The sequence below is a fragment of the Escherichia sp. AM3 genome, from assembly GCF_032029835.1.
In the GTDB taxonomy this organism is placed as follows: Bacteria; Pseudomonadota; Gammaproteobacteria; order Enterobacterales; family Enterobacteriaceae; genus Escherichia; species Escherichia coli.
Genome location: NZ_JAVUPQ010000003.1, coordinates 127,451 through 142,316 on the forward strand (window position 1 = coordinate 127,451; position 14,866 = coordinate 142,316).

Genomic DNA, 14,866 nt, shown 5'->3' on the forward strand with positions numbered 1-14,866 from the left:
CGTTTGTCTGATTGACAGTGTAGTGCAAGCAAAAGATTTAATCCTTTAGGCGTAATAAAAAATAATTTATCATGCTAATTATTTGATTTTGTTGTTTTTGCAGACTTATCAGCAAGAGGGAGTATAACGCGATTATTCGCTCATTTTTCAGACATTTGCCATGCTTAAATGTGATGTCATCACGTATTAGCAAGGCCTTTCCCGTTATACTGCCAGCGTAAAGGATAAGTCACATATTTCTGGAGGGGATATGATTCTTGAGCGCGTTGAAATTGTGGGTTTTCGCGGTATCAACCGTTTGTCGTTGATGCTGGAACAAAACAACGTCCTGATTGGGGAGAACGCGTGGGGTAAATCCAGCTTGCTGGACGCCTTAACTCTGCTGCTATCGCCAGAATCAGATCTCTACCATTTTGAGCGCGACGATTTCTGGTTCCCGCCGGGAGATATCAACGGGCGAGAACATCATCTGCATATTATTTTGACCTTCCGCGAATCGCTGCCAGGCCGACATCGGGTTCGCCGTTATCGGCCGCTGGAAGCGTGCTGGACGCCATGCACCGATGGCTATCACCGTATTTTTTATCGTCTGGAAGGGGAGAGTGCGGAAGACGGCAGCGTGATGACACTGCGCAGTTTTCTCGATAAAGACGGACATCCGATTGATGTCGAGGATATTAACGATCAGGCACGCCATCTGGTGCGTTTAATGCCGGTGCTGCGCTTGCGTGATGCCCGTTTTATGCGCCGTATTCGTAACGGCACGGTGCCAAATGTCCCTAATGTGGAAGTCACCGCGCGCCAGCTCGATTTCCTCGCCCGTGAGTTATCCTCACATCCGCAAAATCTCTCTGATGGGCAGATTCGTCAGGGACTTTCCGCAATGGTACAGCTGCTTGAGCATTATTTCTCTGAGCAGGGGGCCGGACAGGCGCGATATCGTTTAATGCGGCGGCGAGCCAGCAATGAGCAACGAAGCTGGCGCTATCTGGATATCATCAACCGGATGATTGACCGACCTGGTGGGCGCTCGTATCGGGTTATTTTGCTCGGCCTGTTTGCTACTTTGTTGCAGGCAAAAGGCACATTGCGACTGGATAAAGACGCCCGTCCATTGTTGCTGATCGAAGATCCAGAAACCCGTTTACACCCCATTATGCTTTCAGTTGCCTGGCATCTGTTGAATCTTCTGCCATTGCAGCGCATTGCCACCACCAACTCGGGTGAGTTGCTTTCGTTAACGCCGGTAGAGCATGTTTGCCGACTGGTACGTGAGTCCTCGCGCGTTGCCGCCTGGCGTCTGGGGCCGAGTGGCTTGAGTACCGAAGATAGCCGACGCATATCCTTTCACATTCGTTTTAACCGTCCGTCATCGCTGTTTGCACGCTGCTGGTTGCTGGTGGAAGGGGAAACGGAAACCTGGGTTATCAATGAACTGGCGCGTCAGTGCGGACATCATTTTGATGCCGAAGGGATCAAGGTCATTGAGTTTGCCCAGTCCGGGCTAAAGCCACTGGTTAAATTTGCCCGCCGAATGGGGATTGAATGGCATGTACTGGTCGATGGCGATGAAGCAGGGAAGAAATATGCCGCTACGGTACGCAGCCTGTTGAATAACGATCGGGAAGCCGAACGAGAACATTTAACGGCGTTACCGGCGCTGGATATGGAACATTTTATGTATCGCCAGGGATTTTCCGATGTGTTCCACCGCATGGCGCAAATCCCGGAAAATGTACCGATGAATCTACGCAAAATTATCTCGAAAGCGATCCATCGCTCTTCCAAACCCGATCTTGCCATTGAAGTGGCAATGGAGGCAGGACGTCGTGGTGTGGACTCCGTACCGACGCTGCTGAAAAAAATGTTCTCACGCGTGCTGTGGCTGGCGCGCGGTCGCGCGGATTAACCGCGAAACATCGTGGCCATTTGTGGCTGAATAGCGTCGAGCATCTCATAGCGCCGACGGTATTCAGCCCGTTTTTTACTGGCGATTTCGGCAATCTCTTTTCGTGCTATCTGTGCTGGAAGGCGGTAATGGCGTTCAGCATCACATACGCCGCCAACCGATTCCCAGAAAGCGTTGTAATCAGCGTGGATCTTGCCTTCTTTATCGCGATAACGCAGGCTGCGGTAAATATGCGTTTCATTGCTGACGGCAATAATCTGCTCTACCTGCAAACGTTGGGCAAACAGACAGGCCGCTTCCATCACGAGGCGTTTGGGAAATAGCCCGTGGCAGGCTTTCGTCGCATTCTGGATTTCCTGATGTGGAATTTCCCATTTTGCGCCTTGCAGTCCGCCAATAAACATCGTTCTTTTCCCCTGATATTCACACAGGGTAAACGTGATCTCTGCCAGAGGAATACCTTCGCTGTTGCGGAACAGGATTGTGCTGTCACCTTCTTTATCCATTGAGATCATCATGGTCAGCTCAAGCGTGAACTGCTCGCCGTTTTTGCCTTCCAGCTTCGCCAGTTGCAGCCCGGGGGTATTCAAATATAAGCTGAATTCTTCCGCCGACATACATTCGCGGAGTAACGCATAATGGTAACGTAACGCCTCCAGCAATTGCTTACGGCTAAGATTCGCCGCAAGGTAAGGGCGATGCAGACGCACAGGCAGTCGCGGCTGGCGCGTTAACAATACATTGAGATTAGGCCAGTGGGAAAGTTCGTTCATCCACTCAACGCTTAAACGCGGCATAATCAACGAGCGCAGCAAAAATTTCTGGCGAAAACTACGGCGATGCCAGAATTTACCCGGCCGACACTGTCCACGTGCCAGACTAAGAAAAAGTGACAGGCTGCTGAGAGATTCAGATGGCGTAAAGGTCCGTTCAGTTAGCTGCGACATATTCATGAAATCAATGGTTATACATGACGTCGATTTCACCATTGCGTATCTTAACCAAACATCAATAGTGTGATTACTAACGTAAATTTTAGGGGTTTGTTGATATTTCGTTGAAGTTAATGACCCGGATTGGCATATGGAGTATTCAGAATATTTATGAAAAAGCGGAAAACCGTGAAGAAGCGTTACGTTATTGCGCTGGTGATAGTCATCGCCGGACTGATTACGTTATGGAGAATTCTTAACGCACCCGTGCCGACTTATCAGACACTGATTGTGCGCCCCGGTGATTTACAGCAAAGCGTGCTGGCGACCGGAAAGCTGGACGCGCTGCGTAAGGTTGACGTGGGCGCGCAGGTCAGCGGTCAGTTGAAAACGCTGTCGGTGGCGATTGGCGATAAAGTAAAAAAAGACCAGCTTTTAGGGGTCATTGATCCTGAACAGGCTGAAAACCAGATCAAGGAGGTCGAAGCAACGCTGATGGAGCTACGCGCGCAGCGGCAGCAGGCGGAAGCGGAGCTGAAACTGGCGCGGGTGACGTATTCCCGTCAGCAACGTCTGGCACAAACGCAGGCGGTTTCACAGCAGGATCTCGACACCGCCGCGACGGAGATGGCTGTGAAACAGGCGCAAATTGGCACCATTGACGCGCAAATCAAGCGCAATCAGGCTTCTCTCGATACGGCTAAAACCAATCTCGATTACACTCGCATCGTTGCCCCGATGGCCGGGGAAGTCACGCAAATCACCACTCTGCAAGGCCAGACGGTGATTGCCGCACAACAAGCACCGAACATTCTGACGCTGGCAGATATGAGCACCATGCTGGTAAAAGCGCAGGTTTCTGAAGCGGATGTAATCCACCTGAAGCCGGGGCAAAAAGCCTGGTTTACGGTACTTGGCGATCCACTGACGCGCTACGAGGGGCAAATCAAGGATGTACTACCGACGCCGGAAAAGGTTAACGACGCTATTTTCTATTACGCCCGTTTTGAAGTCCCCAACCCCAATGGTTTGCTGCGGCTGGATATGACTGCGCAAGTGCATATTCAGCTCACCGATGTGAAAAATGTGCTGACGATCCCTCTGTCGGCGTTAGGCGATCCGGTTGGCGATAATCGTTATAAAGTCAAATTGTTGCGTAATGGTGAAACACGCGAGCGTGAAGTGACGATTGGCGCACGTAACGATACCGATGTTGAGATTGTCAAAGGGCTGGAAGCGGGCGATGAAGTGGTGATTGGTGAGGCCAAACCAGGAGCTGCACAATGACGCCTTTGCTCGAATTAAAGGATATTCGTCGCAGCTATCCTGCCGGTGATGAGCAGGTTGAGGTGTTGAAGGGCATCACCCTCGATATTTATGCTGGTGAGATGGTGGCGATTGTTGGCGCTTCGGGTTCCGGTAAATCGACCCTGATGAATATTCTCGGCTGTCTGGATAAGGCCACCAGCGGCACCTATCGCGTCGCCGGTCAGGATGTTGCCACGCTGGACGCCGATGCGCTGGCGCAACTGCGCCGCGAGCATTTCGGCTTTATTTTCCAGCGTTACCATTTGCTTTCGCATTTAACCGCCGAGCAGAACGTTGAAGTTCCCGCCGTCTATGCTGGTCTTGAGCGGAAACAGCGGCTGCTTCGCGCCCAGGAGTTGCTGCAACGGCTGGGGCTGGAAGACCGTACAGAGTATTATCCGGCACAGCTTTCGGGTGGTCAGCAACAGCGCGTCAGCATCGCGCGGGCATTGATGAACGGCGGTCAGGTAATTCTTGCCGATGAACCAACCGGCGCACTGGACAGCCATTCTGGCGAAGAGGTGATGGCGATCCTGCATCAGCTGCGCGATCGCGGGCATACGGTGATTATCGTCACCCACGATCCGCAGGTCGCTGCTCAGGCCGAGCGGGTGATCGAAATTCGCGACGGCGAAATTGTGCGCAATCCTCCCGCCATTGAAAAAGTGAATGTTGCTGGCGGGACGGAGCCTGTTGTCAACACGGTGTCTGGCTGGCGGCAGTTTGTCAGCGGTTTTAACGAGGCGCTGACGATGGCATGGCGGGCGCTGGCAGCGAATAAAATGCGTACTTTACTGACCATGCTGGGGATTATTATCGGTATTGCGTCGGTGGTTTCCATTGTCGTGGTGGGTGACGCCGCCAAACAAATGGTGCTGGCGGATATTCGTTCTATTGGTACGAATACTATTGATGTCTATCCCGGGAAAGATTTTGGCGATGACGATCCGCAATATCAACAGGCGCTGAAGTACGACGACTTAATCGCCATCCAAAAACAACCGTGGGTCGCCTCAGCCACACCTGCCGTCTCGCAAAACCTGCGCCTGCGTTATAACAATGTTGATGTTGCTGCCAGTGCCAATGGCGTGAGCGGCGATTATTTTAATGTCTATGGCATGACCTTCAGTGAAGGGAACACCTTTAATCAGGAGCAGCTGAACGGTCGTGCGCAGGTCGTGGTTCTCGACAGTAATACTCGCCGCCAGCTTTTCCCCCATAAAGCAGATGTGGTTGGCGAGGTGATTCTGGTCGGCAATATGCCCGCCAGAGTCATTGGTGTGGCGGAAGAAAAACAGTCGATGTTTGGTAGCAGTAAAGTGCTGCGTGTCTGGCTACCTTACAGCACGATGTCCGGGCGAGTTATGGGCCAGTCGTGGCTTAACTCCATTACTGTCAGGGTGAAAGAAGGATTTGACAGCGCCGAGGCGGAACAGCAACTCACGCGTTTACTTTCACTGCGCCACGGAAAGAAGGATTTCTTTACCTGGAACATGGACGGCGTCTTGAAAACTGTTGAAAAGACCACACGTACTTTACAACTGTTTCTGACGCTGGTGGCGGTGATTTCGCTGGTGGTGGGCGGTATTGGTGTAATGAATATTATGCTGGTGTCAGTGACCGAGCGGACGCGGGAAATTGGCATTCGCATGGCTGTAGGTGCGCGAGCAAGCGATGTTTTGCAACAGTTCCTGATCGAAGCCGTACTGGTTTGCCTGGTCGGTGGCGCGTTGGGAATAACACTGTCACTGTTAATTGCTTTCACCTTGCAGCTTTTCTTACCCGGCTGGGAGATTGGTTTTTCACCGTTGGCGCTGCTGCTGGCGTTTCTCTGCTCGACGGTCACCGGGATTTTATTTGGCTGGTTACCCGCACGAAATGCGGCACGACTGGATCCAGTAGATGCTCTGGCACGAGAGTAATTTTTGAGATAAAAATGCCAGCCGATCGGGCTGGCATTTTGCCTTTAGGATGTACACAATGAGACAGAAGAGCTATGCGACTGCCGCTTCTACTTCGACGGGCACAATAACACTGGCGTGATTGCCTTTTGGCCCCTGGTGGACATCAAACTGAACGGATTGTCCAGCTTTTAGCGTTCTGTAACCATCCATCTGAATGGTGGAATAATGAGCGAAAATATCTTCGCCGCCGCCTTCAGGGCAGATGAAACCAAACCCTTTGGCATTGTTGAACCACTTAACAGTACCCTTTTCCATGCTTCGACATCCTTCGCAAATCTTATACAAGTAAGATGGAATAAACCGGGGTCAGAGAGGGGGCTGTTCAAAACCTCGCCAACTCTAGAAATACAATTTAGAGAATTAGGGCGAGCCGTCAAGCATTTGACAGGGGACAGGGGGCAGGTATGAATCAAAAATTTGAAGCAGTTAACGCTATTGACAGGAATGTGACAGATGTCGCTGATGCCAACGATAGATGATAGTTATCTATCATGTGGAGTAGATTGGTCAGGCAAATAAGCTCTTGTCAGCGGCAGGGCGTTCTGCCGATAACCGTAACCGAAGATGATAACTGACAATGGGTAAAACGAACGACTGGCTGGACTTTGATCAACTGGCGGAAGAAAAAGTTCGCGACGCGCTAAAACCGCCATCTATGTATAAAGTGATATTAGTCAATGATGATTACACTCCGATGGAGTTTGTTATTGACGTGTTACAAAAATTCTTTTCTTATGATGTAGAACGTGCAACGCAATTGATGCTCGCTGTTCACTACCAGGGGAAGGCCATTTGCGGAGTCTTTACCGCCGAGGTTGCAGAAACCAAAGTGGCGATGGTGAACAAGTACGCGAGGGAGAATGAGCATCCATTGCTGTGTACGCTAGAAAAAGCCTGAATGCAGGCATAAAAATTGGGGGAGGTGCCTATGCTCAATCAAGAACTGGAACTCAGTTTAAATATGGCTTTCGCCAGAGCGCGCGAGCACCGTCATGAGTTTATGACCGTCGAGCACTTGTTACTGGCGCTGCTCAGTAACCCATCTGCCCGGGAGGCGCTGGAAGCGTGTTCTGTGGATTTGGTTGCGCTCCGTCAGGAACTGGAAGCCTTTATTGAACAAACCACACCCGTTCTGCCTGCCAGTGAAGAGGAGCGCGACACACAGCCGACGCTGAGTTTTCAGCGTGTACTGCAACGTGCGGTCTTCCATGTCCAGTCCTCCGGTCGCAATGAGGTTACCGGTGCAAACGTTCTGGTCGCTATCTTTAGCGAACAGGAGTCGCAGGCGGCATATCTGTTGCGTAAACATGAAGTCAGCCGTCTCGATGTGGTGAATTTTATCTCTCATGGCACGCGTAAAGACGAGCCGACACAGTCTTCTGATCCTGGCAGCCAGCCAAACAGCGAAGAACAAGCTGGTGGGGAGGAACGTATGGAGAATTTCACGACGAACCTGAATCAGCTTGCGCGCGTGGGCGGAATCGACCCACTGATTGGTCGTGAGAAGGAGCTTGAGCGTGCTATTCAGGTTCTCTGCCGTCGCCGTAAAAACAACCCGCTGCTGGTGGGGGAATCTGGTGTCGGTAAAACCGCGATTGCAGAAGGTCTTGCCTGGCGAATTGTTCAGGGCGATGTGCCGGAAGTGATGGCTGACTGTACAATTTACTCTCTCGATATCGGTTCTCTGTTAGCGGGCACTAAATATCGCGGCGACTTTGAAAAACGTTTTAAAGCGTTGCTCAAGCAGCTGGAGCAGGACACTAACAGCATCCTGTTTATTGATGAGATCCACACCATTATCGGTGCGGGTGCAGCGTCTGGTGGCCAGGTCGATGCGGCTAACCTGATCAAACCGTTGCTCTCCAGCGGTAAAATTCGCGTAATTGGTTCGACAACCTATCAGGAGTTCAGCAACATTTTCGAGAAAGACCGTGCTCTGGCGCGTCGCTTCCAGAAAATTGATATTACTGAACCGTCGATCGAAGAAACTGTTCAAATCATCAATGGCCTGAAACCGAAGTATGAAGCGCACCACGACGTGCGTTATACCGCAAAAGCGGTGCGTGCGGCGGTAGAGCTGGCGGTGAAATACATTAACGATCGTCATCTGCCGGATAAAGCCATTGATGTTATCGACGAAGCGGGCGCTCGCGCACGTCTGATGCCGGTAAGCAAACGCAAGAAAACCGTTAATGTGGCGGATATTGAGTCCGTGGTGGCCCGTATTGCACGCATTCCAGAGAAGAGTGTTTCTCAGAGTGACCGCGATACCCTGAAAAACCTCGGCGATCGCCTGAAAATGCTGGTCTTCGGCCAGGATAAAGCCATTGAGGCGCTGACTGAAGCCATTAAGATGGCGCGTGCAGGTTTAGGTCACGAACATAAACCGGTCGGTTCGTTCCTGTTTGCCGGTCCTACCGGGGTCGGGAAAACAGAGGTGACGGTACAGCTTTCGAAAGCGTTGGGCATTGAGCTTCTGCGCTTTGATATGTCCGAGTATATGGAACGCCATACCGTCAGCCGTCTGATTGGTGCGCCTCCGGGATACGTTGGTTTTGATCAGGGCGGTTTGCTGACTGATGCGGTCATCAAGCATCCACATGCGGTTCTGCTGCTGGACGAAATCGAGAAAGCGCACCCTGACGTGTTCAATATTCTGTTGCAGGTGATGGACAACGGTACGCTGACCGATAACAACGGACGCAAAGCGGACTTCCGTAACGTGGTGCTGGTGATGACCACCAACGCCGGGGTACGTGAAACTGAGCGTAAATCCATTGGTCTTATCCACCAGGATAACAGCACCGATGCGATGGAAGAGATTAAGAAGATCTTTACACCGGAATTCCGTAACCGTCTCGACAACATTATCTGGTTTGATCATCTGTCAACCGACGTGATCCATCAGGTGGTGGATAAATTCATCGTCGAGTTGCAGGTTCAGCTGGATCAGAAAGGTGTTTCTCTGGAAGTGAGCCAGGAAGCGCGTAACTGGCTGGCCGAGAAAGGTTACGACCGGGCAATGGGCGCACGTCCGATGGCGCGTGTCATCCAGGACAACCTGAAAAAACCGCTCGCCAACGAACTGCTGTTTGGTTCGCTGGTGGACGGCGGTCAGGTCACCGTCGCGCTGGATAAAGAGAAAAATGAGCTGACTTACGGATTCCAGAGTGCACAAAAGCACAAGGCGGAAGCAGCGCATTAATCTGATTGTCAGGTAGGTTGGTCAAGTCCGTAATCTCGAAAGAGGTTGCGGACTTTTTATTTATGGGGTGGAGGTTCAGACCCTTTTTTTAATGATGATGGTAAGTTGTTGATAATTAGTGCTGCGGGAAGGTAAGGATAAAAAAGGGTGCTGCAGGAGAATGGGATGGTTTTGCTTTATTAACAACGGGCTAAACGTGTAGTATTTGAGTTCACTGCCGTACAGGCAGCTTAGAAAAACCTACCGTCTTGGCTAGCGGTTGCAGCGAACGTTCACTGCCGTACAGGCAGCTTAGAAAGGAACAATCTTGCAAAGGCTGTGAAAGTTGGCGTTCACTGCCGTACAGGCAGCTTAGAAATTCACAGGTAACATACTCCACCCACCATGTTCACTGCCGTACAGACAGATAAAATGCGAAAAAAAAGCTCGCACTTTCGTACGAGCTCTTCTTTAAATATGGCGGTGAGGGGGGGATTCGAACCCCCGATACGTTGCCGTATACACACTTTCCAGGCGTGCTCCTTCAGCCACTCGGACACCTCACCAAATTGTTTTGCTGCCAAACCTCATGGGTGGCAACGGGGCGCTACTATAGGGAGTTGGAGTAAAACGGTCAAGAAGAATTTTAATGATAATTATTGTTTGCTCATACTGTAAACAACTTGTGCAGTATATCTACATCGAGACAAGTTATGGACTTATACTTCCAAAGTACTTCATACATATCACAAAATAAAAAGGCCGGTTAAACCGACCTTTTACTCGTTCTTTCTCTTCGCCCATCAGGCGGTAAAACAATCAGCGACTACGGAAGACAATGCGGCCTTTGCTCAGGTCGTACGGGGTCAGTTCAACAGTCACTTTGTCGCCCGTCAGGATGCGGATGTAGTTTTTGCGCATTTTACCGGAGATGTGTGCAGTAACCACGTGACCGTTTTCTAACTCTACGCGGAACATGGTATTAGGCAACGTTTCAAGAACGGTACCTTGCATTTCAATATTGTCTTCTTTGGCCATCTAATCCTCTGGGGTATCACTACCGTAATTTGAACCGGCAAGATAATGCCGAAGTTCTGTAAATAAGTAAAGATTTGCGCGCTAAATCGCAACAAACAGGTTCGGCACATTACTCCGAAAACACACGGCTAAGCCGCACCAAAAGCGCAACGTATAAGGGAGCGGTGAGATAAACGATGGGCGTTACCTGACGCGAAAAATTCCTTATCGGCAGCGGGGTAATGAGCGTAACCAACTCTGCGACCGCAATTATAACACTCTGGGGAGAAATGTGCCGAAAACATTCATTCTTGTGGTGAAAACAAGCACCGTGGTACCCAGAAATTATTCGGCAATCGTCCGAGGCGCATTTGATTGAGATAATTAAGGTAATCCCGGCGGGGAATTTCGCAGGCACCAAGCGATGCTGTGTGATCGTTAAGGACCTGGCAGTCGATAAGCTTACCGCCATGACCGATAAATTCCTCACAGAATACCAGAAGCGCCGTTTTAGACGCATTTTCCATCCGGCTGAACATGGACTCGCCACAAAATAGTGTTCCCTGGGCCACGCCGTACATACCGCCGACAAGCTCATCTTCACGCCAGACTTCAATGGAGTGGGCATGACCGAGTTCGTGAAGGCGATGGTAGGCTTCGACCACGCCACGCGTGATCCAGGTTCCTTCTTCGCGATCGCTGGCACAGCCTTCAATGACCTGACCAAAAGCGTAATTCATCGTGACACGATAGGGCGAGCGTTTATGAAATCGCTTCATACTACGGCTGATATGCAGTGATTCTGGCCATAGCACCGCGCGGGGATCGGGCGACCACCAGAGGATGGGGTCGCCTGGAGAAAACCACGGAAAAATACCACGCTGGTAAGCCATTAACAGGCGCGCAGGGCTAAGATCGCCCCCAAGTGCCAGCAGGCCGTTAGGCTCACGTAATGCGCCTTCCGGGGAAGGGAAGGCTATTGAATGGCGAGAAAGCTGAACCAGGCGCATGACCGCAAAACTCCACGCAAGTCGGATCGTTCAATAATAGCTTACAAACCCTGCTTGAACTGGTAATAACGCCCCTGTCTGGCAAGCAGTTCTGCGTGAGTACCTTGCTCAATAATTTGCCCGTTGTCCATCACTATTATTTGTTGGAAACGAGAGAGTCCGCGAAGTCGATGGGTGACCATTAACACCGTTTTCTCACGCATCATTTCTGCAAGCAATTCAAGGATCTGGCTTTCGGTTGTGGCATCTAAGCCTTCGGTAGGTTCATCCAGCAACACCAGTGGCGCATCATGTAACAGCGCACGGGCGATAGCCAGACGGCGCAGTTCACCACCGGAGAGCTGGCGTCCGCCTTCACCTAACCAACTGTTGAGACCTGCATCCTCGAGCAGCTTCTCCAGACCAACGCGACGCAAGATCTCCGACAGAGCCTCATCACTACTGCCAGGCGAGGCGAGTAACAGATTATCACGCAGCGTGGCGCTAAACAGATGCACTCGCTGAGGAACAACGCTGATGGTCTGTCGTAGAGCCGCTTCATTCAGGCTGGCTATGGGGCTATCGTTAAGCAAAATCTCGCCCTGTTGCGGGTCCCAAGCGTGGGTCAGCAGTTGTAACAGTGTTGATTTGCCGCATCCGGTTCGCCCGAGAATCGCAATATGTTCCCCGGCGTTTACCTGAAGAGAAATCCCTTTAAGTGCCTGTTGGGATTGCTCCGGATAAGTGAACTGAACATCCCGTAATGTCAGCGAAACGCGATCGGCAACACGAGTTTGGGTATCAGGGAAGGTGACTTCCGGTTTTTGATCCGTTAAATCAGTGATCCGAACGGCAGAGGCAATGACTTGCCCCAGATGCTGAAATGCACCCGTTACTGGTGCCAGTGCTTCAAACGCGGCTAACGCGCAGAAGACAAACAGGGCAATTAACGCGCCGGGTTGAGCATTGCCGCCAACGCCGCCAGACGCCATCCACAGCATCAGGATCACCGCTAATGCGCCAATGAGCAGCATTATCGCTTGCGACAATGCGGTCAGTTCAGATTGACGGCGTTGCGCTTCCAGCCATTGAATTTCTGTATTCTCTAGTTGCGTGCGATAACGATCGCTGGCACCAAAAATGGTCAGCTCAGCTTGCCCTTGCAGCCAGGCCGTCAGTTGTTGGCGATACTGTCCGCGAAGATGAGTCAGATTTTGCCCGGTGCTTTTTCCCGCACGATAAAACAGCGGTGGCATCAGGAAAAGCGTCAGTAACATAATGCCGCCCAGCGTAAAGGCGAGGGTGAAATCAAGGAAACTTAACCCGATTGTCACCACCATAATCACCACAAAAGCGCCCACCAGCGGCGAGATAACGCGCAGGTAAAGATGATCGAGCGTATCAACATCCGCCACCACGCGATTGAGCAATTCGCCCTGACGATAGCGCGCCAGTCCGGCAGGGGAGAGGGGCAGCAATTTGCTGAAGGTGTAAATGCGCAGATGCTGCAACACGCGGAAAGTCGCGTCGTGACTTACCAGACGTTCAAAATAGCGCCCGGCAGTACGGGTGATTGCTGCGCCACGCACGCCCGCAGCGGGTAGCATATAGTTGAAGCTGTACAGTCCGGCAACCCCCGCAACCGCTGAGGCCGAGAGGAACCAGCCGGAAAGTGTCAACAGACCGATACTGGCGAGCAGCGTCACAATTGCCAGCACAATACCAAGACTTAACATCCATTTATGACGTTTATACAGTGCCAGATAGGGTAGCAAAGCGCGCATTTAAATCTCCTCCTGACGATGGGCCAGTAATGTGGCGAATGGGCCACCAGCCACACTTAATTCCGCGTAACGTCCTTGCTCAATAATCCGGCCATCCTGCATAACCCAAATGACATCCCAGTCAGCAAGATCTTCTAACTGGTGGGTGACCATTAACGTTGTCTGGCGCAGAGAGGCGGCATTCAGCGCCTCCATTACGCGCTGTTCACTGTGAGCATCAAGGCTGGCAGCGGGTTCATCCAACAGTAATAGCGAACAGGGATTTAGTAACGCACGGGCCACCGCCACGCGCTGCGCCTGCCCCACGGAAAGGCGGGCAGCCTGGTCGCCAACAGGCGTATCAACGCCTTGTGGCAGGAGCGGTAGAAACTCGCTGACCCAGGCGTTATCCAGCGCTGCTTGTAATTCTTGTTCGCTGGCATCAGGTCGCGCCAGTAGTACGTTATCCCGTAATGTTGCTGCCGGTAATTGTGGGTTTTGCCCAACCCAGGAGAGATGTTTACGCCATGATTCTGGTGATAAATCGCGTAATTCTATCCCGTTGATTCGTAATGATCCCTGATATGAGAGAAAACCAGAAAGCGCGTTCAGCAGTGAGCTTTTACCTGAACCGCTGCGACCAACCAACACTGCACGTTGGCCTGCTGGCAAAGTAAAGTTCAGCGGTCCGGCCAGCGTTTTACCTTCCGGCGACGTGATAAACAGATCCTCGGCCTCAATGGTCAGCGGATCGGTCAATGCTAATTCCGCCTCACCGCGCTGCGGATGGGCGAGCGGGGTTTCCATAAACGTTTTCAGACTGTCAGCTGCACCAACAGCCTGGGCTTTAGCATGATAAAACGTACCGAGATCGCGTAATGGCTGGAAAAACTCTGGCGCAAGGATCAGGGCCAGAAAACCCGCAGCCAGCGTCACGCCAGTATCGTAGTGACCAAAATCCAGCTCGCCGAGATAGGAAAAACCAAAGTAGACCGCCACCAGAGCAATTGACAGCGAGGTAAAAAATTCGAGAATGCCGGAGGATAAAAACGCCAGTCGTAGCACTTCCATTGTCCGTTGGCGGAAATCTTCCGAAGCAGAACGAATACTTTCAATTTCAGCTTCACCACGACCAAAAATACGCAATGTTTCCATGCCGCGCAGGCGATCGAGGAAATGCCCACTTAAGCGAGCAAGAGCGAGAAAGTTACGTCGGTTAGCATCGGCAGCCCCCATTCCAACCAGCGCCATAAACAACGGAATTAGCGGTGCTGTGCCCAGCAGAATGAGCGCCGCAGCCCAGTTAGAGGGGAAGATCGCCACCACAATCAGCAACGGCACCGACACTGCCAGCGCCATTTGCGGCAGATAGCGTGCATAGTAATCATGCATATCGTCAATTTGCTCGAGTACCAGCGTCGCCCAGCTCCCCGCAGGTTTACCCTGAATCCACGCTGGCCCTGCTTGTTGCAGACGGTCGAGAACCTGACGGCGGATGGCAAAGCGGATATGCTGCCCGGCGTGATAACCCACCCGTTCGCGTAACCAGACCACCCATGCGCGCAGTACAAAGGTCAGAACCAGTAACGTAAAGGGAAGCAGCAGGGCTTCACGGGGAATATTCTCCATAATCATATGTTGCAGAATTCGCGCCATGAACCAGGCCTGGGCAATGATCAATATGCCGCTCACAAAGCCCAGCAGACGAGAAATATTCAGCCAACGTTGGGAGATGACGCTTTGCTGTTTTAACCAGCGGGTTAACTCTTTTTGACGAGATTTATTCATTGCACGCTTAGC

General features: G+C 51.6%; 12 protein-coding genes, 1 tRNA gene and 2 pseudogenes. 6 read left to right on the plus strand and 9 right to left on the minus strand.

The window, feature by feature from the left end; translation table 11 throughout:
- The first annotated feature begins 250 nt into the window (after window positions 1-250).
- On the plus strand, window positions 251-1,909 hold the full coding sequence (locus RTW80_RS02805) for an ATP-dependent endonuclease (protein WP_000599802.1): 1,659 nt from the start codon (window positions 251-253) through the stop codon (window positions 1,907-1,909).
- On the opposite strand, the gene RTW80_RS02810 is transcribed toward RTW80_RS02805, so the two are convergent.
- A complete protein-coding gene (locus tag RTW80_RS02810; RefSeq protein WP_001380339.1) occupies window positions 1,906-2,862 on the minus strand; it encodes a VirK/YbjX family protein in 957 nt (318 codons plus the stop codon). The genes RTW80_RS02805 and RTW80_RS02810 overlap by 4 nt on opposite strands.
- Before the next feature lie 150 nt (window positions 2,863-3,012).
- Here RTW80_RS02810 and macA point away from each other — a divergent pair, with 150 nt between their 5' ends.
- Together macA and macB are read left to right on the plus strand one after the other, a co-directional pair.
- Window positions 3,013-4,128, plus strand: a complete 1,116-nt coding sequence (macA, locus tag RTW80_RS02815; protein ID WP_000746460.1) for a macrolide transporter subunit MacA — start codon at window positions 3,013-3,015, stop codon at window positions 4,126-4,128.
- Window positions 4,125-6,071, plus strand: coding sequence for a macrolide ABC transporter ATP-binding protein/permease MacB (gene macB, locus RTW80_RS02820; protein ID WP_000188180.1), 1,947 nt, complete (start codon window positions 4,125-4,127; stop codon window positions 6,069-6,071). The genes macA and macB overlap by 4 nt, the downstream gene beginning before the upstream one ends.
- A 72-nt stretch (window positions 6,072-6,143) precedes the next feature.
- Here macB and cspD read toward each other — a convergent pair whose 3' ends face one another.
- Complete coding sequence (gene cspD, locus RTW80_RS02825; protein ID WP_000410785.1) at window positions 6,144-6,368, minus strand: cold shock-like protein CspD; 225 nt, start codon at window positions 6,366-6,368, stop codon at window positions 6,144-6,146.
- 149 nt (window positions 6,369-6,517) lie between these two features.
- On the opposite strand from cspD, the gene yljB reads away from it, so the two are divergent.
- From yljB to clpA, 3 genes are all read left to right on the plus strand, one after another.
- Window positions 6,518-6,592 carry a protein YljB gene (gene yljB, locus RTW80_RS02830; protein WP_001406719.1) on the plus strand — a complete coding sequence of 25 codons (75 nt, stop codon included), beginning with the start codon at window positions 6,518-6,520 and terminating at the stop codon, window positions 6,590-6,592.
- A 98-nt stretch (window positions 6,593-6,690) separates the two neighbouring features.
- A complete protein-coding gene (gene clpS / locus RTW80_RS02835; protein ID WP_000520781.1) occupies window positions 6,691-7,011 on the plus strand; it encodes an ATP-dependent Clp protease adapter ClpS in 321 nt (106 codons plus the stop codon).
- Between the two features lie 30 nt (window positions 7,012-7,041).
- On the plus strand, window positions 7,042-9,318 hold the full coding sequence (gene clpA, locus RTW80_RS02840) for an ATP-dependent Clp protease ATP-binding subunit ClpA (protein ID WP_000934041.1): 2,277 nt from the start codon (window positions 7,042-7,044) through the stop codon (window positions 9,316-9,318).
- 457 nt (window positions 9,319-9,775) lie between these two features.
- On the opposite strand, the gene RTW80_RS02845 is transcribed toward clpA, so the two are convergent.
- The 7 genes and pseudogenes from RTW80_RS02845 to cydD all read right to left on the minus strand — a co-directional run bounded on the left by RTW80_RS02845 (window position 9,776) and on the right by cydD (window position 14,854).
- Window positions 9,776-9,863: transfer RNA gene (locus RTW80_RS02845), tRNA-Ser, on the minus strand.
- Window positions 9,864-10,116: 253 nt separating this feature from the next.
- On the minus strand, window positions 10,117-10,335 hold the full coding sequence (gene infA / locus RTW80_RS02850; protein ID WP_001040187.1) for a translation initiation factor IF-1: 219 nt from the start codon (window positions 10,333-10,335) through the stop codon (window positions 10,117-10,119).
- Window positions 10,263-10,415 (minus strand): annotated as a pseudogene (locus RTW80_RS31230) (hypothetical protein); the annotation flags it as partial. The pseudogene RTW80_RS31230 and the gene infA, both read right to left, overlap by 73 nt.
- A gap of 59 nt (window positions 10,416-10,474) precedes the next feature.
- Window positions 10,475-10,619: pseudogene (locus RTW80_RS31235) on the minus strand (hypothetical protein); the annotation flags it as partial.
- Complete coding sequence (gene aat, locus RTW80_RS02855; RefSeq protein ID WP_001241678.1) at window positions 10,620-11,324, minus strand: leucyl/phenylalanyl-tRNA--protein transferase; 705 nt, start codon at window positions 11,322-11,324, stop codon at window positions 10,620-10,622.
- A 41-nt stretch (window positions 11,325-11,365) separates the two neighbouring features.
- Window positions 11,366-13,087: a heme ABC transporter ATP-binding protein/permease CydC gene (gene cydC, locus RTW80_RS02860; protein WP_023281794.1), complete on the minus strand. Its 1,722-nt coding sequence runs from the start codon at window positions 13,085-13,087 to the stop codon at window positions 11,366-11,368.
- The gene (gene cydD / locus RTW80_RS02865; protein ID WP_001043577.1) at window positions 13,088-14,854 is read right to left on the minus strand and encodes a heme ABC transporter permease/ATP-binding protein CydD; all 1,767 of its coding nucleotides are present in this window, start codon (window positions 14,852-14,854) and stop codon (window positions 13,088-13,090) included. It lies immediately after the preceding gene.
- Window positions 14,855-14,866 lie beyond the last annotated feature (12 nt).

Excerpts from the sequence above, each read along its gene's own strand:
- RTW80_RS02805 (WP_000599802.1), top strand. The coding sequence starts at position 251 with ATGATTCTTGAGCGCGTTGAAATTGTGGGTTTTCGCGGTATCAACCGT.
- RTW80_RS02810 (WP_001380339.1), bottom strand. The coding sequence starts at position 2,862 with ATGAATATGTCGCAGCTAACTGAACGGACCTTTACGCCATCTGAATCT.
- macA (WP_000746460.1), top strand. The coding sequence starts at position 3,013 with ATGAAAAAGCGGAAAACCGTGAAGAAGCGTTACGTTATTGCGCTGGTG.
- macB (WP_000188180.1), top strand. The coding sequence starts at position 4,125 with ATGACGCCTTTGCTCGAATTAAAGGATATTCGTCGCAGCTATCCTGCC.
- cspD (WP_000410785.1), bottom strand. The coding sequence starts at position 6,368 with ATGGAAAAGGGTACTGTTAAGTGGTTCAACAATGCCAAAGGGTTTGGT.
- clpS (WP_000520781.1), top strand. The coding sequence starts at position 6,691 with ATGGGTAAAACGAACGACTGGCTGGACTTTGATCAACTGGCGGAAGAA.
- clpA (WP_000934041.1), top strand. The coding sequence starts at position 7,042 with ATGCTCAATCAAGAACTGGAACTCAGTTTAAATATGGCTTTCGCCAGA.
- infA (WP_001040187.1), bottom strand. The coding sequence starts at position 10,335 with ATGGCCAAAGAAGACAATATTGAAATGCAAGGTACCGTTCTTGAAACG.
- aat (WP_001241678.1), bottom strand. The coding sequence starts at position 11,324 with ATGCGCCTGGTTCAGCTTTCTCGCCATTCAATAGCCTTCCCTTCCCCG.
- cydC (WP_023281794.1), bottom strand. The coding sequence starts at position 13,087 with ATGCGCGCTTTGCTACCCTATCTGGCACTGTATAAACGTCATAAATGG.
- cydD (WP_001043577.1), bottom strand. The coding sequence starts at position 14,854 with ATGAATAAATCTCGTCAAAAAGAGTTAACCCGCTGGTTAAAACAGCAA.